At 73.2% G+C, this 19,679-nt stretch carries 19 protein-coding genes; 18 read left to right on the forward strand and 1 reads right to left on the reverse strand.

All coding sequences use genetic code 11. The features are described 5' to 3' along the window. The 18 genes from ACQPXD_RS22810 (at position 1) to ACQPXD_RS22895 (ending at position 18,872) form a co-directional block, all read left to right on the forward strand. Positions 1–1,113, forward strand: a complete 1,113-nt coding sequence (locus tag ACQPXD_RS22810; protein ID WP_432841681.1) for a thiolase family protein — start codon at positions 1–3, stop codon at positions 1,111–1,113. 2 nt (positions 1,114–1,115) lie between these two features. Next, positions 1,116–2,390, forward strand: a complete 1,275-nt coding sequence (locus tag ACQPXD_RS22815; RefSeq protein WP_432841683.1) for a CaiB/BaiF CoA transferase family protein — start codon at positions 1,116–1,118, stop codon at positions 2,388–2,390. Further along, entirely contained in the window at positions 2,387–3,628 is a 1,242-nt protein-coding gene (locus tag ACQPXD_RS22820) for a CaiB/BaiF CoA transferase family protein (RefSeq protein WP_432841685.1), read from the forward strand. Before ACQPXD_RS22815 ends, ACQPXD_RS22820 begins: the two co-directional genes overlap by 4 nt. Before the next feature lie 37 nt (positions 3,629–3,665). Continuing rightward, entirely contained in the window at positions 3,666–4,775 is a 1,110-nt protein-coding gene (locus ACQPXD_RS22825) for a zinc-binding dehydrogenase (protein WP_432841687.1), read from the forward strand. Continuing rightward, a complete protein-coding gene (locus ACQPXD_RS22830) occupies positions 4,775–5,977 on the forward strand; it encodes an NAD(P)/FAD-dependent oxidoreductase (protein ID WP_432841689.1) in 1,203 nt (400 codons plus the stop codon). Before ACQPXD_RS22825 ends, ACQPXD_RS22830 begins: the two co-directional genes overlap by 1 nt. Further along, positions 5,974–7,248 (forward strand): cytochrome P450, encoded by a 1,275-nt coding sequence (locus ACQPXD_RS22835; RefSeq protein ID WP_432841691.1) that lies wholly within the window; start codon positions 5,974–5,976, stop codon positions 7,246–7,248. The genes ACQPXD_RS22830 and ACQPXD_RS22835 overlap by 4 nt, the downstream gene beginning before the upstream one ends. Beyond that, complete coding sequence (locus tag ACQPXD_RS22840) at positions 7,245–7,451, forward strand: ferredoxin (RefSeq protein WP_432841693.1); 207 nt, start codon at positions 7,245–7,247, stop codon at positions 7,449–7,451. Before ACQPXD_RS22835 ends, ACQPXD_RS22840 begins: the two co-directional genes overlap by 4 nt. 52 nt (positions 7,452–7,503) lie before the next feature. Further along, entirely contained in the window at positions 7,504–8,979 is a 1,476-nt protein-coding gene (locus tag ACQPXD_RS22845; protein WP_432841695.1) for an aldehyde dehydrogenase family protein, read from the forward strand. Positions 8,980–9,016: 37 nt separating this feature from the next. Next, positions 9,017–9,781 carry an SDR family NAD(P)-dependent oxidoreductase gene (locus ACQPXD_RS22850; protein WP_432841697.1) on the forward strand — a complete coding sequence of 255 codons (765 nt, stop codon included), beginning with the start codon at positions 9,017–9,019 and terminating at the stop codon, positions 9,779–9,781. A gap of 27 nt (positions 9,782–9,808) precedes the next feature. Further along, on the forward strand, positions 9,809–11,293 hold the full coding sequence (locus ACQPXD_RS22855; RefSeq protein WP_432841699.1) for an aldehyde dehydrogenase: 1,485 nt from the start codon (positions 9,809–9,811) through the stop codon (positions 11,291–11,293). Continuing rightward, positions 11,290–11,715: a Zn-ribbon domain-containing OB-fold protein gene (locus ACQPXD_RS22860; protein ID WP_432841701.1), complete on the forward strand. Its 426-nt coding sequence runs from the start codon at positions 11,290–11,292 to the stop codon at positions 11,713–11,715. The genes ACQPXD_RS22855 and ACQPXD_RS22860 overlap by 4 nt, the downstream gene beginning before the upstream one ends. A gap of 55 nt (positions 11,716–11,770) precedes the next feature. Continuing rightward, positions 11,771–13,264 (forward strand): aldehyde dehydrogenase family protein, encoded by a 1,494-nt coding sequence (locus tag ACQPXD_RS22865; protein ID WP_432841703.1) that lies wholly within the window; start codon positions 11,771–11,773, stop codon positions 13,262–13,264. A 36-nt stretch (positions 13,265–13,300) separates the two neighbouring features. Continuing rightward, positions 13,301–13,801 (forward strand): cupin domain-containing protein, encoded by a 501-nt coding sequence (locus tag ACQPXD_RS22870; RefSeq protein ID WP_432841705.1) that lies wholly within the window; start codon positions 13,301–13,303, stop codon positions 13,799–13,801. After that, positions 13,801–14,796 carry a dihydrodipicolinate synthase family protein gene (locus ACQPXD_RS22875; RefSeq protein WP_432841707.1) on the forward strand — a complete coding sequence of 332 codons (996 nt, stop codon included), beginning with the start codon at positions 13,801–13,803 and terminating at the stop codon, positions 14,794–14,796. Before ACQPXD_RS22870 ends, ACQPXD_RS22875 begins: the two co-directional genes overlap by 1 nt. Beyond that, a complete protein-coding gene (locus tag ACQPXD_RS22880) occupies positions 14,793–15,425 on the forward strand; it encodes a nuclear transport factor 2 family protein (RefSeq protein ID WP_432841709.1) in 633 nt (210 codons plus the stop codon). The genes ACQPXD_RS22875 and ACQPXD_RS22880 overlap by 4 nt, the downstream gene beginning before the upstream one ends. Further along, entirely contained in the window at positions 15,418–16,725 is a 1,308-nt protein-coding gene (locus ACQPXD_RS22885; RefSeq protein ID WP_432841711.1) for an FAD-dependent oxidoreductase, read from the forward strand. Before ACQPXD_RS22880 ends, ACQPXD_RS22885 begins: the two co-directional genes overlap by 8 nt. Positions 16,726–16,792: 67 nt before the next feature. Beyond that, positions 16,793–17,974 (forward strand): FAD-dependent monooxygenase, encoded by a 1,182-nt coding sequence (locus tag ACQPXD_RS22890; RefSeq protein ID WP_432841713.1) that lies wholly within the window; start codon positions 16,793–16,795, stop codon positions 17,972–17,974. An 85-nt stretch (positions 17,975–18,059) separates the two neighbouring features. Further along, the gene (locus ACQPXD_RS22895; protein WP_432841715.1) at positions 18,060–18,872 is read left to right on the forward strand and encodes a hypothetical protein; all 813 of its coding nucleotides are present in this window, start codon (positions 18,060–18,062) and stop codon (positions 18,870–18,872) included. A gap of 43 nt (positions 18,873–18,915) precedes the next feature. Here the strand turns inward: ACQPXD_RS22895 and ACQPXD_RS22900 are convergent, their stop codons facing one another. Then, a complete protein-coding gene (locus ACQPXD_RS22900) occupies positions 18,916–19,659 on the reverse strand; it encodes an IclR family transcriptional regulator (protein WP_432841717.1) in 744 nt (247 codons plus the stop codon). Between the last annotated feature and the right edge of the window lie 20 nt (positions 19,660–19,679).

Below are 19,679 nucleotides of genomic sequence, written 5' to 3' on the forward strand. Positions count from 1 at the left end.
ATGAATACCGGTGCCGCGTTCATCGGAGTGGGGTACTCCGCCGTCGACCGCAAGAGCGACCGCAGCGTCCTGTCCTATGCCCACGAGGCGGCGCTGGACGCCCTGCGCTCGGCCGGCATCGATCGGGATGACATCGACGGCTACGTCGGCATCGGTTCGAACCCGAACCCGCCGGCCGTCGCCGGGGACGGCGCCGACCACGTCTCGGCCTACCTGATGTGCGACAGCCTCGGGCTGGGGCCGCTGTCGTGGGTGAGCGACGTGTCGGGATTCGCCGTCAACATGGCGGCCACGGCCGCGGCCGCCATCCGCGCGGGCCTGTGCACGGCCGTGCTCGGGGTGCGCGCGGTGCACCGGGGCGGCGCGGAGGCGCCCGGCGCCGGTACGACCGCCCGGGCCGCGGGCGAGGACCAGTGGACGCTGCCGTTCGGCGCCGGCCCGGGCGGGACCCGGTTCGCGCAGCGGATGCGGCAGTACCTCGAGCGCTCCGGTGCCCGGCGCGAGGACGTGTGGGCGATCGTGAGCGCCGCCCGCGAGCACGCCCGCGACAACCCGGTGGCCTACTTCCGCGACGCCGGCCTCTCGCTGGAGGAGTACCTCGCGGCGCCGATGATCAGCGATCCGCTGTCGCTGTACGACTGCGATCTGCCGGTCAGCGGGGCCGGCGCGTTCGTGATGGTGTCCGCCGAGGCGGCCCGGCAGGACGGACGCCCGGCGGCCTACCTGCGCGCCCACGCCAACTGGACGAACGCCGGCAGCGTGCTGGAGCGGGCCGGTCTGGTCCCGGCCGACATCGACGTCTGCCAGCTGTACGACGGCTACTCGTTCATGGTCTACGAGTGGCTGGAGCGCCTCGGCTGGTGCGACGAGGACAGCGGCTGGAAGTTCGTGGCCGACGGGCACACGCGGCCCGGCGGCGACCTGCCGGTCAACACCTTCGGCGGCGCGCTGGGCGAGGGCCGGCTGCACGGCATGGGCCATCTCCGCGAAGGGATCGCGCAGGTCATGGGCGCGGCCGGACGTCGACAGGTCGCGGATGTCGAGCACTGCCTGGTGCAGATCGGTCCCTTCGACCGGTCGGCGCTGGCGGTCCTGAGCAGGGAGGCACAGTAACGATGGACGATGCGGGCGACCGCCGGCCCCCGGCGGCCCTCGACGGCTGCCGGGTGCTCGAACTGAGCCATCTCGCCGGGGCGGTGGCCGGGAAGATCCTGGCGGATCTTGGCGCCGACGTGGTGAAGGTCGAGCCGCGCGGCGGCGAGCCGGCCCGCTGGACCGAGCCGGCCCACACCGACAGCCACGGCGGGCGGCACGGCCTGGAGTTCCTGGCGTTCAACGGCAACAAGCGCAGCGTGACGCTCGATCTCGCGGCGGAGGCCGGCCGGGAGATCCTCGCCCGCCTCGCCGGTACCGCCGACATCGTGCTCCTGGATTGGGAGCGGATCGGCGATCCGGGCGAGGCCGACCGGCTCTTCGAACTGTGCGCCCGCGACAACCCGAAGCTGGTGTGGTGCGAGATCTGGCCCTACGGGCGGGGCGCCGATGAGACGACCCTGGCCACCGAGCTGACCCTGCAGGCCCAGGGCGGCCACCTCTACCTCAACGGCGAGATCGACCGTCCGCCGGTGCGGGTCAGCGCGCCGGTCGCGTCGGTGCAGAGCGGCGCGGAGGCGGCGAGCGCGGCGCTGATGGCCCACTACCACGCGGTGCGGACCGGCGTCGGCCAGCGCGTCGACGTGTCGGTCCAGGAGTGCGTCGTGTGGACGCTGCTCAACACGACGATGACCTGGCAGTGCCTCGGCGTGGACGAGGTGCGGGGCGGCTCGGTGAAACGGGAACGCGGCAACACGTTCTTCACCCGGCTCGTCTGGCCGTGCCGCGACGGCTTCATCCAGTTCGGCCCGGTCGGCGGGGGCGGCGGCGCGGCCCGCGAGACCTCCTACCGCACGCTCGTCGAGTGGATGCGCGACGAGGGCTTCTACGCCCCGATCCTGGACGCCCACGACTGGAACGGCGAGGCCCGCTTCGGCGTGCCGCAGGAAGCCTACGACGAGGTGAGCGAGGCGATCGGCGCCTTCATCCGCACCCGCACGCTCGACGAGCTGATCGAGCGCGGCATGAAACGCCGGATCCTGCTCGCGCCGATCTACTCGATCCCGCAGCTGCTGCGGGCCGAGCAGCTGCTCGCTCGCAACTACTTCCGGCCGGTCGAGGACCCGCTGCGGGACGCCACGGCCGTGCACCCCGGGCCGTTCGCGGTGATGTCGCGGACCCCGTTGGTCGAGCCCGGACCGGCGCCGGTCGCCGGGGCCCACACCAGAGCCCTGCTGAGCGACGCCGGGCTCGGTGCCGAGGAGATCGAGATGCTCATCGCGGCGGAGGCGGTATGACGCAGGGCGACCCGACGGGGCAGGCGGCCCCGGGCATCTTCAGCGGGCTGAAGGTGCTGGACTTCACGTGGGCGGCGGCCGGGCCCATCGTCACCAAGCAGTTCGCCGACAACGGCGCCGAGGTGGTGAAGATCGAGTCGCGCAGCCACCCGGACAGCGTCCGGCTGGGCGGCCCGTTCTTCGAGGCGAAGCCGGGCATCAACCGCAGCGGGTTCTTCGCCGACTTCAACAGCTCCAAGAAGAGCGTCGCGATCGACCTGGGCAGCGACGAGGGCCGCGACGTGGTCGGCCGGATGGTGCGCTGGGCCGACGTCGTCGCCGACAACTTCCGCCCGGGCGTGCTGGACCGCTGGGGTCTCGGCCACGACCGCCTGTCCGAGATCAACCCGCGGGCGATCCTGGTCAGCTCCTCGCTGTACGGCGAGGGCGGGCCGTGGTCGAGGCTGGCCGGCTTCGGCGCGCAGGGCGCCGCCGCCGCGGGCATCCACGGCCTGACCGGCTGGCCCGATCTGCCGCCGGCGCTGCCCAAGGGCGCCTACACCGACTCGGTCTCGCCGCGCTACGCCATGGCCGCGATCACCGCCGCGCTCATCGAGCGGGAGCGGACCGGGCTGGGCCAGCGGATCGAACTGTCGCAGGTGGAGACGACGGTCGGCATCCTGGCCGGGCAGCTGCTGCAGTGGCAGCTGACGGGCCGGGCACCCGGCCGTGACGGCAACCGCCGGCCGGGCCGGCGGCTGCACGCCGTCCTGCCGTGCGCGGGCGAGGACAACTGGATCGCGGTCGACGTGCGCACCGACGACGAGTGGCGCGCCCTGTGCCGGGTGCTGGTGGACTTCGGCGGGGAGTACCTGGCCGACAAGCTGTCCGCGGTCGACGCGCTCGCTCGCGCGCAGGAGGTCGAGGAGCTGGTCGCCGCCGTGACGGCCGCCGCCGACCGGTTCGCGTTGATGGAGCGGCTGCAGGCCGCCGGCGTGCCGTCGGGGGCCGTGCTCAAGGGCTCCGATCTGCTGGCCGACCCGAGGCTGCGCAACCGCCGCCACTTCTGGGCGCTCGAGCACGCCGAGATGGGGACGCTGGACTACAACGGGCCGGCCTACCGGTTCGAGAAGACCCCGTCCCGGCTGACGTCGGCGGCGCCGCTGCTCGGCGAGCACACCGACGAGGTGATGCGCGACGTGCTCGGGATGGACGCCGGCACGATCGCGCGACTGCGGGCGAACGGCGTCCTGCAGTGATCGATCGCACGGAGGCACTCATGCAGCAGGTGGTCCGGTGAGCACCGTGACGGCGCGCGCTCTGGTCCTGGAGGCGCCCGCGACCGAGCCGGTCCTGGCCGAGATCGACGTCCTGGACCCCGGCCCGGGGGAGGTCCGCATCAAGGTGAGCGCCTCCGGCGTGTGCGGGACCGACGGGCACGCCATCGAAGGCACGCACCCGATGCCCGTGCGCCCCGTCGTCCTCGGCCACGAGGGCGCCGGCGTCGTGGAGAGCGTCGGCGCGGGCGTCACCGGCCTGGCGCCCGGCGACCACGTCGTGTGCGCCCTCGCCGTGCCGTGCGGGACATGCCGGCAGTGCCGGCGCGGTCTCGCCGAGCACTGCAACAGCCCCGCGCGCCGGCAGGCGATGTCCGGCGTCATGGCCGACGGCGGAAGCCGGCTGCGATACAAGGGGGAGCCCGCCTACCCGTTCTTCGGGGTCGGCACGCTGGCCGAGTACACCACGGTCCGGCGCGAGCAGGCCGTGCGGGTCGACCCGGCGCTGCCGCTCGACGAGTTCTGCCTGGCCGGCTGCGGCGTGATCACGGGCTACGGCGCCGTGCTCAACGTCGCCCGGGTCGGCCCGGGGGACACGGTCGTGGTCGTCGGGGCCGGCGGGGTCGGGGTCAACGTCATCCAGGCGGCGCGCACCGCGGGCGCGAGCACGATCGTGGCGGTCGACGGTGTACCGGAGAAGCTCGACCTGGCCCGCAAGTTCGGCGCCACGCACGTCGTCGAGGCGTCCTCGGACGTCGCCAAGGAACTGGGCGCCATCGAGCCCGACGGCGCCGACGTGGTGTTCGAGGTCGTGGGCAAGCCCGAGCTGCTCACCATGTGCCTGGGACTCACCCGGGTCGGCGGTACCTGCGTGATGGTCGGCATCCCGCCGATGGGCGCGCGGCTGTCCTTCGACGCGTTCACGGTCAGCGCCAACCGGCGCCTGCTGGGCTGCCGCGGCGGCGCCGTGGTGCCCGAGCGGGACATCGAGCGGCTGGTGGCGCTCTACCGGGCCGGCTCGCTCAACCTCGCCGGCCTCATCGGGCAGCGGATCGGGCTGGACGACGTCTTCACCGCGCTGGACGCGCTCGGCCGCAGCTCGTTCGCCCGCAGCCTGGTGGTCTTCTGATGACCGGCACCGCCGCGCCGGCCGGCGTCGTCGTGGTCGGCGGCTCGCTCGCCGGGCTGCACACCGCGGAGGCGCTGCGCATCGAGGGGTTCTCCGGGCGCATCACCGTGGTGGACGCCGACCCGCAGCCGCACTACGACCGGCCGCCGATGTCCAAGGACTATCTGCACGGGCGCCTGCCGGCCGAGCGGCTGCTGCTGCGCGACCGGGAACGCATCGACGCGCTCGGGGCCGACTGGCGGCTGGGCACGACGGCGACGGCGCTGGACCCGGCCCGGCGCACCGTGCGGCTCTCCTCGGCGGCGGGGGCCGCCGAGGTGGAGTACGACGAGCTGGTGATCGCGACCGGCGTGACCCCGATCCTGCCGCCGTCGCTGGCCGTGCCGGGCGCCCACGTCCTGCGCACCAAGGACGACGCCGACCGGCTGCGCCGCGAGTTGCGGCCCGACGGCTCGCTGGTCATCGTCGGCGGCGGTTTCATCGGGCTGGAGGTGGCCGCCGCCTTCCGGACCGTCGGCGCCCGGGTGGACGTCGTGGAGGCGCTGGACACGCCGCTGCACCGGCAGCTCGGTCCGGTCATCGGCCGCGCGCTGCAGCGCCGGCACGAGCGCGAGGGCGTCGTCTTCCACCTCGGGCGGCAGGCGAGCGCGGTCTCGCCGGACGACCGGGGCATCGCGGTCACCCTCGACGACGGCACGGTCCTGGAAGCCGGGGCGCTGCTGGTCGCGGTCGGGTCCGCCCCCGGCACGGCCTGGCTGGCCGGCTCCGGGATCGACACGGCCGGCGGCGTCGTCGCCGACGGGCACCTGCGGGCGGCCCCGCACATCCACGCCGTCGGTGACGTCGTGCGCTGGCCGCACCCGCTCGCCGGCCGGCCGGTGCGCATCGAGCACTGGTCGACGGCGATCGAGCAGGCGAAGTACGTCGCCCGGCGGATCACCGGCACCGGCGGGGACAAGCCCTTCGACGCGCTGCCCTACTTCTGGTCCGACCAGTACGACCGGAAACTGCAGGCACACGGCTTCCCGGACGGCAACGCCGAGATCGAGGTGATCGACGGCGACCTCGACGGTGACCGGTTCGCCGCGCTCTATCTCACCGAGGGCCGGGCGACCGCGGTCGTCGGGATGAACAACCCGCGGCAGACCCTGGCCGGCAGGCGCCGGGTGCTCGCCGAGCTGACAGTGCAGGAGGCATCATGACGGACGCGGACACCCCGGCCGCGGCGCAGCGGCCGGCCTATCCCATGGGGCGTGAGGCCGGATGCCCCTTCGCGCCGCCGCCGGAATACCGGCGGCTGCGGGACAGCGAGCCGATCTCCCGGGTCCGGCTGTACGACGGACGCGAGGCGTGGCTGTTCACGCGGTACGAGGACATCCGGGCCGTGCTCGCGCACCCGTCGGTGAGCGCGGAGACGCTCGATCCCCGGTTCCCGTTCCTGACCCCGGGCGACAAGGTCTCCAAGCAGGCGCAGTCCTTCCAGCGCTGGGACGACCCGCGGCACGCCACGCGCCGGCGGATGCTGATGCCCAACTTCACGATCAAACGGATCGAGGCGATGCGCCCCCGGATCCGGGCGATGATCGACGACATCTACGACCGGATGATCGCGCTGGGGCCGCCGCTCGATCTGGTCGAGCACCTGGCCCTGGCGTTGCCGTCGTCCGTCGCCTGTGACCTGCTCGGCGTCGACTACAGCAGCCACGAGTTCTTCGAGACCCGCTTCGCGGTGCGCCTGGACCGCCGCTCGAGCGCGGAGCAGGTGCAGCGGGCCAACGCCGAGGTCCGGGCGTTCGTCGACGACGTGGTCCGGTCCAAGTACGGCGCGAACAAGCCCGACCTGATCGGGCAGTTCGTGACCAGGCACGTGGAGACCGGGGAGGTCGCCCACGAGGACGCGGTCACCGACGCGATGCTCCTGCTGCTGGCCGGGCACGAGACGACCGCCAACATGATCGCGCTGGGCACCCTGGCGCTGCTCGATCATCCGGGGCAGCTCGACCGGGTCCGCGCCGACCGGGGGATCGTCCCGAACGCGGTCGAGGAGCTGCTGCGGTTCCTCACCATCTCGCACTCCATGGGCGTGCGGCTCGCCAAGGAACCGTTCGAGATCTCGGGCCAGGCGATCGCGGCCGGCGACGGGCTGCTGGTACCGGTGGCCGCCGGGAACTGGGACGACTCGGTCTTCGCGCACCCGGAGCGACTCGACGTCACCCGCGAGGCCCGCGGGCACCTCACCTTCGGCTTCGGGCCGCACGTCTGCCTGGGGCAGCCGCTGGCCCGTATGGAGCTCGACGAGGTGTTCTCCACGCTGTTCGAGCGCTTCCCCGGGCTGCGCGCCGAGCGTCCCGCCGGCGAGGCCGCCTTCAAGTTCGACGCCGTCTTCTACGGCCTCTACGACCTGCCCGTCACCTGGGACGCCGAGGCGGCCCGGGAGGTCGCGGCACAGCACGCCCCGGAGGTAGTCGCGTGAGAGTCACCGTCGATTCCAGCAAGTGCGTCGCGGCGGGCCTGTGCGTGATGACGGAGGCCAGCGTCTTCGACCAGGCCGAGGACACCGGCATCGTGACGCTGCTGACCGACCGTCCGGCGCCGGAGATCGGCGACCAGGTGCGCGAGGCCGCCCGGATCTGTCCCGCGGTCGCCATCGCCATCCACGAGGACGGTGACGCGTGACGCCGGCGCCACCGACCGTCTCCACCACCGGCACGACCAGGAGGACCTTCGCGTGACCACCGCACCCGAGATCGATCCGGACATCCGCTCGACCATCCAGCTGCCGCCCACCGATCTGCTGATCGGCGGCGAGTGGCAGCCGGCGGCGACGGGCGAGCGCTTCGAGGTCATCGACCCGGTGACCGAGCAGGTCATCGCCCGGGTGGCCCGGGGCCGGCAGGCGGACGTCGAACGGGCCGTCGCCGCGGCCCGCGCCGCCGTCGACGGGGGCGCGTGGTCGAAGCTGTCCGGAGTCGACCGCGCCAAGCTGCTGTTCCGTCTCGCCGACCTCATGGAGCGCGACTTCAGGGCGATGACGCTGGTCGAGACGCTCGACATCGGCCAGCCGCTGAAGAACCCGGCGGCGGCCATCGCCGCGCTGCGCTACTTCGCGGGCTGGGCCGACAAGATCGACGGCCGGCACGTGATGCTCCCCGACAGCAACGGCCGCCCGACGCACACCTACGTCCGGCGCGAACCCATCGGCGTGGTCGCCGCGATCACCCCGTGGAACTCGCCGCTGATGACCGGCGCCTGGAAGATCGCCCCGGCGCTGGCGGCCGGCTGCTCGGTGGTGATCAAGCCGCCGGAGGACGCGCCGCTGTCCACCCTGTACCTGGGCGCGCTGGCGCTGGAGGCCGGCTTCCCGGCGGGTGCGATCAACATCGTTCCCGGCTACGGCCCCGAGGCGGGCGCGGCGCTGGTGGCCTCGCCGGGCGTGGACAAGGTGACGTTCACCGGGAGCACGGCCGTCGGCCGCCAGATCGGCGCCACCGCCTCCGGCGCGCTGAAGGCGGTGACGCTGGAGCTCGGGGGCAAGTCGCCGCAGGTGGTGTTCGCCGACGCGGACATCGAGCGGCACATCCCGATGATGGCGCGCCAGTTCTACCTCAACAGCGGCCAGGTCTGCGCCGCGGGAACGCGCCTGCTGGTGGAGCGCGCGGCGATGGACCAGGTGGTCGAGGGGGTCGCCCGGCAGCTGCGCCGGGTGCGGGTCGGCGATCCCTTCAAGCCCGACACCCAGATCGGTTCGCTGATCAGCCGCAAGCAGCTCGACCGCGTGTCGGGTTACATCGACCAGGGCCGCGCGCAGGCCGAGCTGGTCACCGGGGGCAACCGGATCGGGGACACCGGCTTCTTCGTCGAGCCGACGCTGTTCATCGGTACCAACGACGTCGTCATCGCCAAGGAGGAGATCTTCGGGCCGGTGGGCGTGGTGGTGCCGTTCGACACCTACGACGAGGCCATCCGGCTGGCCAACGAGACGCCCTACGGCCTCGCGTCGGTGGTCTACACGAGCGACATCGGCACGGCGCACCGGGCCGCCGCACAGATCAGGGCGGGGATGGTCCGGGTCAACGGCGGCGCGTCCGTGCCGTCGGTGCACGTGCCCTTCGGCGGCATGAAGGCCAGCGGCATCGGCCGGGAGCTCAGCTTCTCGGGCATCGAGGCGTGCACCGTCGAGAAGACCGTCAGCTTCGAGCTCTGAGCGCCGGCCCACGTACGACATCAACGAGAGGACAGGCATGTTCGACGATCTCACCAACAAGGTCGCCATCGTGACCGGAGCCGCCCGCGGCATCGGCCTCGCCTACGCCACGGCGCTGGCCGGGGCGGGAATGAAGGTCGCGCTGTCCGACATCCTCGACGAGGAGGGGGAGCGGGCCGCCGCCGAGCTGCGCGACCACGGGCACGAGGCGGTCTACATCCGTGCCGACGTGAGTGACCAGCAGTCGGTCCAGTCGCTGGCGAAGCAGACCGCGGAGACCTTCGGCGGGATCGACACCCTGGTCAACAACGCGGCCATCTGGGGCGATCTGCAGTTCGCGTCGGTGTTCGACATCTCGCCCGAGCGGTGGGACCGCTCGTTCGACGTCAACGTCAAGGGCGTGTTCCTGACGTCGGTGGCCGCGGCCCGGTACATGGAAGGCCGGCCGGGCGCCGCGATCATCAACCAGGCGTCCACCGCGCCGTACATCGCCACGCCCCGCACGGCCGACTACAGCTCGGGCAAGGCCGCGGTCATCACCCTCACCAAGACGCTGGCGAAGAGCTTCGGCGACCTCGGCATCCGGGTCAACGCCATCGCGCCGGGCGGGATCGCCACCGAGGCGTCGCTGAACAAGTCGGTGGACCTCTTCGCGGACGCCGCGATCGCCCAGCAGTGCATCAAGCGCGCCGGGCAGACGTCCGACCTGATCGGTCCGCTGCTGTTCCTGGCGAGCGACGCCTCCGGCTACATGTCGGGGCAGACGCTCGTCGTGGACGGCGGAAAGACGATGACCGCCTGACCGGCGGTCGGGGAAGGAGCCTCGACGATGGGTGGCACGATCAGCGCGGCCGGAGCAGCCACCGGCGCGCATCCCGTCCATCATGATCGCCTCTACCTCGGCGGTCGCTGGGTCCCGCCGGCGTCGGACGAGCGGATCGCGGTGGTCTCGCCGTCGTCGGAGGAGGTCATCGCCACGGTCGCGGCACCGGCGGCGCCGGACGCCGACGCGGCCGTCGCCGCGGCGCGGGCCTCGTTCGAGTCGGGGCGGTGGCGCCGCACCCCCGTGCCGGAGCGGATCGCGGCGATGCGGCGGCTCGCGGACGCCTACGAGGCCCGGGTACCGCAGATCGGCGACATCCTGACGTCGGAGATGGGTGCCGTCACCCGCTGGACCCGCATGGTCCACGCCGCGGGTTCGGTGGCGCTGATCCGGGCGGTCTGCGACGACGCGGAGCGGTACCCGTGGGAGGAGACCCGGCTCGGCGGCGCGGCGAGCGTCATCCGGGAGGCCGGTGGCGTCGTCGTGGCCATCCCGCCGTGGAATGTCCCGCAGTCGACCCTGCTGTCGAAGCTGATTCCCGCGCTGCTCGCGGGATGTTCGGTCGTCGTCAAGCCGTCGCCCGAGACCCCGCTGGACGCCCTGGTACTCGCCGAGCTCATCGACGGTCTCGGGCTCCCGGAGGGGGTGGTGAGCATCCTGCCGGGCGGCCGGGACATCGGCGAGCGGCTGGTCGCCCACCGCGAGGTCGACCACGTCGCGTTCACCGGGTCGACGGCGGCGGGCCGCAGCATCGCCGCCGTCTGCGGGCGGGACCTGAAGCGGGTCACCCTGGAGCTGGGCGGCAAGTCGGCGGCGATCGTGCTCGACGACGCGGACCTCGACGTCGTCGCGGCCGGTTTGCGGGCGTCCGCGTTCAACATCAGCGGGCAGGCGTGCATCGCCCAGACTCGGGTGCTGGCCCCTCGCCACCGGTACCGGGAGGTCGTCGACGCGCTGGCGGGCATGGTCGGCGGTCTGCGGGTCGGCGATCCCTTCGATCCGTCGACCGACCTCGGGCCGCTGGTCAGCTCGGTCCACCGGGACCGGGTGCGCTCCTACGTCCGGATCGGCGTCGCCGAGGGCGCGCGGGCGGTGGTCGGCGGGGCCGACGCCCCGACCGGTACCGATCGGGGCTGGTACCTGCGGCCGACGCTGTTCGCCGACGTCGACAACCGGATGCGCATCGCGCAGGAGGAGATCTTCGGGCCCGTCCTGTGCGTGATCCCGTACGACGACGACGCGGACGCCGTGGGCAAGGCCAACGACTCCGAGTACGGGCTGGCCGGCACGGTGTGGACGACGGACCCGGCGCGGGCCGACGCCGTGGCCCGTGAGGTCCGCACCGGCATGATCGGCGTCAACGGGTTCCGGCCGCACTTCTCGATGCCGTTCGGCGGCGTCAAGTCCTCCGGCATCGGCCGGGAGTTCGGCCGGGAGGGGCTGGACACCTTCGTCGAGCCGAAGGCCTACTACCATCCGCTGCCGGCATGACGGCGGGCGGCCCGCAGCCGGTGCCCTCCGCCGAGACCCGGCCCTTCTGGGCCGGGCTGGCCGCGCACGAGCTGCGCCTGCCCTGGTGCTCCGGCTGCGGGCGGTTCGAACATCCGCGCGCCATCCGCTGCCCGCGCTGCCTGCGTGAGCCCGTCTGGCGGCGGATCTCGGGCCGGGCGTCCGTGGCGTCCTGGACGGTCGTGCACCGGCCCCTCGTGCCCGGCCTGGCGCCGCCGTACGTCGTGGGGACGGTCTGTCCCGACGAGCAGCCGGACCTGGTGCTGGACACCCGCCTGGCGGCGGCCCCGCAGGACCTGCGGACCGGGACACCGGTCGAGGTCGTCTACCACGACGATCCGCGCGGGTTCACGGTGCACGCCTTCCGGGTCCGGCGTGCGGCGGACGGCATCGCGGGTCGTTGACATGCCCGCCGGCCCGAACCTAGTGTTGCCTATGGAACGACCACATGTTCGTATCGTGAACGCGGGTCGTGACGACGAGAATGGAGGAACCGTCATGGGCGGCTCCGTGCTCCAAGCGACGGACGGCGATCTGTTCATCGACGGGCGGGCCGTTTCGGGCGGCCGTCGCGTCGAGGTGCGCGATCCCGGCCGCACCGCCGACGTCGTCGCGACCGTCGCCGAGGGCGGGCCCGAGCACGTGCGGCTCGCCGTCGAGGCGGCCGACCGGGCCCGCCGCGGCTGGGCCGCGACGCCGCTGGATCGCCGCCTGGCGGTGCTGCTGGCCGCGGTGACCGCGGTGGAGCAGCGGGTCGACCGGCTCGCGGTGCTGCTGTCCAGGGAGAACGGCGGCACCCGGATCGAGTCCACGATGGATCTCTCCCGGGGCGCGGCGCTGTTCCGGGACTTCCTGCGGCGCGCGCCCGGCGTGCTCGACGAGCGCGTGGTCGACAACGACCAGCACCGGCTCACCGTGGCGCGCCGGCCGGTCGGCGTCGCGGGCCTGATCGTCCCGTGGAACTCGCCGGTCGTCCTGACGATCTCCAAGCTGGCACCGGCCCTGATCGCCGGCAACACGGTGGTGGTCAAGCCGTCGCTGCTCGCGCCGGTCGTCATCGGGCAGGTCCTGCGGAGCATCGGCGAGCTGCTGCCCGACGGCGTGGTCAACGTCGTGCACGGTGGTGCCGCGGTGGGCGGTGCCCTGGTCGCGCACCCCCGGGTCCGGAAGGTCTCCTTCACCGGCAGCGTGGCCGTCGGGCAGCAGATCATGGCGGCCGCGGCCGGCAACGTGGCGCGGATCAGCCTCGAACTGGGCGGCAACGACCCCGCCGTCGTCCTCGACGACGTGGACCTGGACGCGGCGGCGCCGCTGCTGGCCCGGGGGATCTACACCCGGGCCGGGCAGGTCTGCTTCGCGGTGAAGCGGGTGTACGTGCCGAGGTCCCGTCACGACCAGGTGGTGGAGGCGATCCGCGCCGTCGTGGACGGGTTCCGGGTGGGGCACGGGCTGGACGGCGAGACGACCTTCGGGCCGCTGATCACGGCGGCCGCGCGGGAACGCGTCGAAGGGCTCGTGCGGCGCGCCGGCGCGGCGGGGGGCACCGTGCACCAGCTCGGCCGGCCCACGGCCGCCGTCGACTGGGACGGCGGCAACTTCATGCTCCCGCGGCTCGTCACGGGGCTGGGCCAGGACGCCGAGCTGGTCGCCGTGGAGCAGTTCGGGCCGGTCGTCCCGGTGATCGCCTATGACGACGTCGACCAGGCCGTGGCGATGGCCAACGACTCCGAGTTCGGGCTGTGCTCCTCGGTGTGGAGCGCCGACACCGGCCGCGCGTTCGAGGTCGCCGGCCGGCTCGAGGCGGGTGGCACGTTCATCAACAGCCACAACGTCTCCTCGCTGTCCTTCGACATGCCCTTCGGCGGGGTCAAGCACAGCGGCCTCGGCCGCGAGCGCACCGACCTCGGGCTGCTGGAGTACGTCGAGGAGCACGCGATCCGGCTGGCCCACTGAAGCAGCACAGCGCACTGGAGCAGAGCAGAGGACAGGATGAAGGACTTCGAGGCGGAGCTCGCCGCGCTGCGGGCGCAGATCAAGGTGCAGCGCGAGCCGCTGCCGAGGCCACCGGCGGATCCCGACCTGGTCGTGCATGAGCGGGATCTGATCTGGTACGAGCCGGCCGACAACCCGGCCCGGCTGGCGCCCGTGCTCGGCACGCCGATCCGGTCGTTCGAGCTGTTCCTGCAGGAGTTCGCCCCGGGCGGCTCCTCCGACATGCAGCGGCACCACCACGAGGCGGTGCACTACGTGCTGGCCGGGCACGGGTACAGCGAGATCGGCGACGGCCGGCACGACTGGGCGCAGGGAGACTTCGTCTGCGTCCCGCCGATGATGTGGCACCGCCACTACAACGGCAGCGCCACCGAACCTGTCCGGATGCTGATCATCGAGAACTCGAAGATCCTTGAGGCGCTCGGCATGAACTTCCGCGACTCGGTCGGCCTGCTGACCTGGGACGAGCTGCGGCAGAAGCTCGGCGGTGAGGCCTGATGGGCGCGCTCCGGCTGACCACCGCCGCCGTCCGCGGCCTCTTCGCCATCATGCCCACCCCGGCCCTCGATGGTTCCGAGGATCCGGCCATGACCGACACCCTGGATCGGGCCGAGACCCGGCGCGCCGTCGACGCGCTCATCGACGACGGCGTCGACGCCGTGATGAGCACCGGCACGTTCGGCGAATGCGCCACCCTGACCTGGCCGGAGCTGCGTGACTTCGCCGAGATTCTGGTCTCCGCGGCCGCCGGCCGCGTGCCGGTCCTCGTCGGTGCGACGACGCTGAACACCCGCGACACCATCGCCCGCGCGAAGGCGCTGCGCGATCTCGGGGTGGACGGGCTGCTGCTGGGCCGGCCGATGTGGGCGCAGTGCGACGACGACAACCTGGTCGCGTACTACCGGGCCGTCGCCGAGGCGGTGCCCGAGCTCGGCATCGTGGTGTACGACAACCCTGAGGCGTTCAAAGGCAAGATCAGCACCGCGGCCTACGCCGCCCTCGCCGAGATCCCGCAGGTCGTCGCCGCCAAGTATCCGGTCTTCGGCCCGCAGTTCGCCGCCGACCTCGCGGCCGTGGCCGGCCGGATGCGCCTGCTGCCGGTCGACCGCGACTGGTGCACGGCCCACGCGCTGGGCCCCGACGACGTCGTGGCCTGCTGGAGCGGATCGGCCGCCTGCGGCCCGCTCGCCCACGTCGAGCTGAGCCGGCGGATCCTCGCCGGGGACCTCGACGGCGCGCGGGCGATCGCCGGCGAGCTCGGCGCCGCGTCGGCCGGGTTCTTCCCCGAGGGCTCGTTCGCGCTGTTCTCCCGCTACAACATCCAGCTCGAGAAGATCCGCATCGATGCCGCCGGGTACATCAAGGCCGGGCCATGCCGTCCGCCGTACGTGCGGTGCCCGCCGGAGTACGCCGCGGGTGCCCGCGAGTCCGCGCGCCGCTTCGCCGAACTGGACGCCCGCTACCGCGCCGCTTCGCTGGGGAGCCGGCGGTGAGCGCGGACTTCGCGGACAAACTCGCCGTCGCGGAGCTCGCCCAGACCGAGCGCGCCGCCCGCGACGCGCAGCGGTGGGAGCTGATGGCCGGCTGCTACCACCCGGACGACAACCGGGTGTTCCTGAGCTGGTTCGACGGCACGGCGGCGCAGTTCATCGCCGCGTCCAGGGCGATGGCCGCGGAGCCCGGCGGCCACGCGATCCACTCGCTCGGCCCGTCCCTGGTCCGCGTCGCGGGCGACCGGGCGCTCGTCGAAACCCCGTGCGCCATCCTCTTCCGGCGGACCTTCGCCGGGATCGAGTGCGACATGACGGCGTACTGCCGGCACCACTCGCGGGTGCGCCGCGTCGCCGGCCGCTGGCGGCTGGTCTCCTTCGTCGGCGTGTACGAGAAGAACACCCTGGTTCCGGTCCTGCCCGGCACCGCGCCCGCGCTGGACGCCGCCAAGCTCGCCGGCTACAGGGCCAGCTACGCGTTCCAGTCGTACTTCCGGGCGCAGGAGGGCAAGCCCGTCCACCACGACCGTCCCGGTGTGGACCGGCCCGACCTGGTCGCGCGGTTCCTGGACGCCGAGGACACCTGGCTCTCCGGCGCCGACGTCCCGCTCGGGGTCGGCGCCGATGCCTGAGCCGGTGGACGCCGCCGACGTGGTCGTCGTCGGGGGAGGCCTGGCCGGGCACGCCGCGGCGCTGGCCGCCGCGGAGGCGGGCGCGCACGTCGTGCTGCTGGAGAAGCGGGCCCGCCACGGCGGATCCTCGGCGCTGGCCGGCGGCGGGCTGCTCTTCGCCGGGACCCCGCTGCAGCGGCGGGCGGGCGTCGCCGACTCCGCGGACGCCCTCAGAGCGGACCTGGCCGCCGCCGGGCGGGGCGCGAGCGACCCGGCGCTGCTCGACGCCTACGTCGAGGCGCAGGCCGCCGTCTACGACTGGCTGTGCGGCCACGGCGCCGGCTTCTCCCTCACCGGGCAGCCGGTCCGGCGCCTGCACGTCATGGCGCCGGGCGCCCTCGTCGACCTGCTCCACGCCAGGGCGCTCGAGCACCCACGGATCCGCTACCGCCCGGGCGCGCCGGTCGTCGCCCTGCTGACGAACCGGCGTGCTGTGACCGGCGTCATCGCCGGTGCGGGCGAACTCCGCTCGCCGGTGACGAGCCGGTGCGTCGTGCTGTGCTCGGGCGGGTTCTCCCGCAACCGGGCGATGGTGGCCGAGCTGGCCCCGCAGTGCGCCCCGGCCGTCGCGATGGGCGGGGCCGGCAGCGACGGCGACGGCCTGCGGATGGCCATGGAACTCGGCGCGCAGCCGGCCGGGATGGAGTTCGTCGAGGCCTCGTTCGGCGCGTCCGCGACCGCCGGGGTCGAGCCCCGGCTGCTCTACGCGCACTTCGACGGCGCGGTGATCGTCAACTCCCTCGGCCGCCGGTTCGCCGACGAGGGCAGCGACATCAAGGCGCTCGGCAAGGCGGTGGCCGGCCAGCCCGGCGGACTGGCCTTCCAGATCTTCGACCAGGCCGTGATGGACGCGTCCCGGCCGGCGCCGAAGCCGCGGGACTTCGCCGCGGCCCTGCGCGACGGGCTGCTCGTGCAGGCACCCACACTGGCCGGCCTCGCCGACCGGATCGGCATGCCGGCCGCGACACTGCAGGAATCGGCCCGCACCCTGGGCCGCCCCCCGTACTACTCCTTCGCCTGCACGGCCGGCCTGACCTCGACCTACGGCGGACTCCGCGTCGACCGGGCGATGCGGGTGCTGGACGGCGCGGGATCGGCCATCCGGGGACTGTTCGCCGCCGGCGAGATCGTCGGCGGGTTCCACGGCGCCGGCTACCTCGTGGGGAGCGCCCTGGGAAAGGCCGCCGTTTTCGGTCATCTCGCCGGCCGCGAGGCGGCACGGACCATCACCCGGTCCATGCCGTCCGCGGCCGGGACCTGACCCCAGCTTTCGTCCCGTGTCACTGGCTCGGCCCGTGACGACCCGTATGCGAGAACCAGGTGATCACATGACCGGAGACTCCATTCGTGTAGCCGTGATCGGCTGCGGCATCGGCGGTATGGCGGCCGCCAACGCGCTGCTGCACCGCGATATCGACGTGCACGTCTACGAACAGGCACCCCAGCTCGGCGAGGTCGGCGCGGGGGTGCTGATCACGCCCAACAGCCTGCGCCTGCTGGACCGGATCGGGCTCGGCGGGGCGGTCGCGGCGGTGGGCGCGAGCGTCGGCGAGGGTTCGCGGTACTACCGCGAGGACGGCTCGACCATCGCCCCGATCCTCACCGTCGACTCCAGCGGCTGGAACGGCATGTTCGGCGTCCACCGGGCCGACCTGCTCGGCGCGCTGGCCGACGCGTTTCCCGCCGAGCGCCTACACACCGGGCACCGGTGCGTCGGGTTCACGCAGGACGAGACGCAGGCCGCGGTCACCTTCGACAACGGCCGGGAGATCCGGGTCGACGCGGTCATCGCCGCGGACGGCATCCACTCGACCCTGCGCACGTACGTCGCCGAACCGTCGGCGCCGGTGGACTCGGGCTCGGTCGCCTACCGCGGTCTCGTGCCGGCCCAGCAGGTGCCGTGGTGGCCGGCCGGCATCTCCCAGCTGTGGATGGGGGAGCGGCGGCACTTCCTCGTCTATCCGGTGCGCCGCGGCACCCTCATCAACTACGTGGGGTTCGTCCCGTCCCACGAGAAGACCGTCGAGTCGTGGAGCGCGGTGGGCGACGTGGACACCCTCCGCAAGGAGTTCGCGACCTGGGACAGCCCGATCCCCCGGCTGCTGGCGGAGGTCACGGCGACGAACTGGTGGGGTCTGTACGACCGGGAGCCGCTGACGACCTGGACGGCGGGCCGGCTGACCATGCTGGGCGACGCGGCACACCCGATGCTGCCGCACCTCGGTCAGGGCGCGAACCAGTCGATCGAGGACGCCGCGGCCCTGTCCGTGTTCCTGGCCGGCGCCGGCCCGCAGGGCGTGCCGGAGGCCCTGCTCGCCTACGAGAACCTTCGCCGCCACCGGACCACCGAAGTCCAGCTGGGCGCGCGAGCGAACGGCCGCCGCTACGACTCCCACTTCCAGGACCTGGCCGAGCGCGACGCCGAGATCGCCGGCTCGGTCCCGTTCCGGTCGTGGCTCTACGACTACGACGCCGAGGCCGCGGCCCTGGAGGCGCTGGCCGGTCGGTGACCGCCCTCAGCAAGGAGACTCCCCAATGGCATACGCATCGGGTCACGCGCAGCGGGCCTTCATCTGCCTGTCGCACAGTCCGTTCATGACCCTGCCGGATCGCCGTGATGCCGGCTACGAATACCGGGCGGCCGTGGGCGAGACGAAGAAGTTCATCGCCGAGTTCGCCCCGGACGCGGTCGTCATCTTCGCCCCGGACCACATGAACCTGCTCAACCAGGTGCGGCCGCCGTTCACCGGCATCGTGTCCGGCAGCACCCTGCCCGAGTTCGGCATCCCCGAGCTGCGGCTCAACGTCCACCCCGTCGCGCGGCGGCTGTTCGAGGACCTCGTCACGATGGACGTCGATCTGGCCGTGGGCGAGGACGTCGCGGTCGACCACGGACTGGGACTCACCCTGCTGCAGCTGTTCGACGAGCCGGCGCTGGTACCGCTGGTGCCGATCATCGTCAACGCGATCGGATACCCGCTGTTCCCCGTCGCCCGGGCGCGGCGGGTCGGCGAGCAGATCCGCAAGGCGATGGCTCCCTACGACGGCCGCGTGCTGTTCATCGGTACCGGTGGGTTGAGTCACAACCCGCCCTTTCCGGCGCCGGCGCCCGGCGTGCATCGCTTCACCGCCGAGGAGCGCGCGGCCTCGCTGGCCACCGCCCTGGCGTATCTCGACCCGGCGTGGGACCAGGGTCTGCTGGCCCGGATGGCCGAAGGCGACGCGGATTGTTTCAGCGACCTCACCCAGGACGAGGTCGACGTGCGCGGCGGTGGTGCCAATGAGGTGCGCACCTGGGCCGCCGCCTGGGCGGCCGCCGGATCGCCGCCGGCCGGCTTCACCGGCTACGAGGCGGTCGAGCCGTGGATCACCGGCATGGGTGTGGCCTTCGGCCCGGCTTCGAGTTGACGCGCGCGGCGGACGACGACGAGCGCACCAGGATCGGGTTCGGTCAGCCACGCGCGGACGGCAGGCTTCTGGCGATGCCCTGGGCGGCCACCCGCAGCGCGGCGACCAGCCGTCCCCGGGTGCGGCGTAGGTCGGGCACCACGAAACCGACCGAGGCGACCACGTCCGGCCCGGACGTGATCGGTACCGCCACGGAACAGGCGCCGAGGGTCATCTCCTCGGCGGTGGTGGCGTAGCCGTCCGCGCGTACCCGGTCGAGCTGTTCCTCCAGGACGCGCGCCGAGGTCACCGTGTACGGCGTGAAGCGGCGCAGCCCGGCGTCCAGGACGGCCCGGCGGACGTCGGCCGGGGCGTGGGCGAGCAGGACCTTGCCGACGCCGGTGCCGTGCATCGGCAGGCGGGAGCCGGTGGTGCTGATGATCGGCACCGAGCGGTGGCCGGCGAGGCGGTCGACGTAGAGCACCTCGAGGCCGTCGCGGACGGCCAGGTGGACCGTCTCCAGCGTCGCGCCGTAGAGGTCGTGCAGGAACGGCGAGGCCACCTCCCGCAGGTCGGTCTGCACCGGGGCGAGCAGCCCGAGGTCCCACATGCGCCGGCCCACGGCATACCGCCCGGACGGCAGCCGGCGCAGCGCGCCGCAGCCGGTCAGCTCGGCCACCAGCCGGTGGGCCGTGCTCAGCGGCAGCCCCGCCCGGGTCGCCAGCTCGCTCAGCCGCAGCGTGCGATGCCGCTCGTCGAAGGCGCCGAGCAGCGCGAACACGCGTGCGGTCACGCTCGGTGCCGACATGCCCGCTCCTTCCGCTCAGC

The organism is Dactylosporangium sp. CA-092794 (assembly GCF_050948465.1).
In the GTDB taxonomy this organism is placed as follows: domain Bacteria; phylum Actinomycetota; class Actinomycetes; order Mycobacteriales; family Micromonosporaceae; genus Dactylosporangium.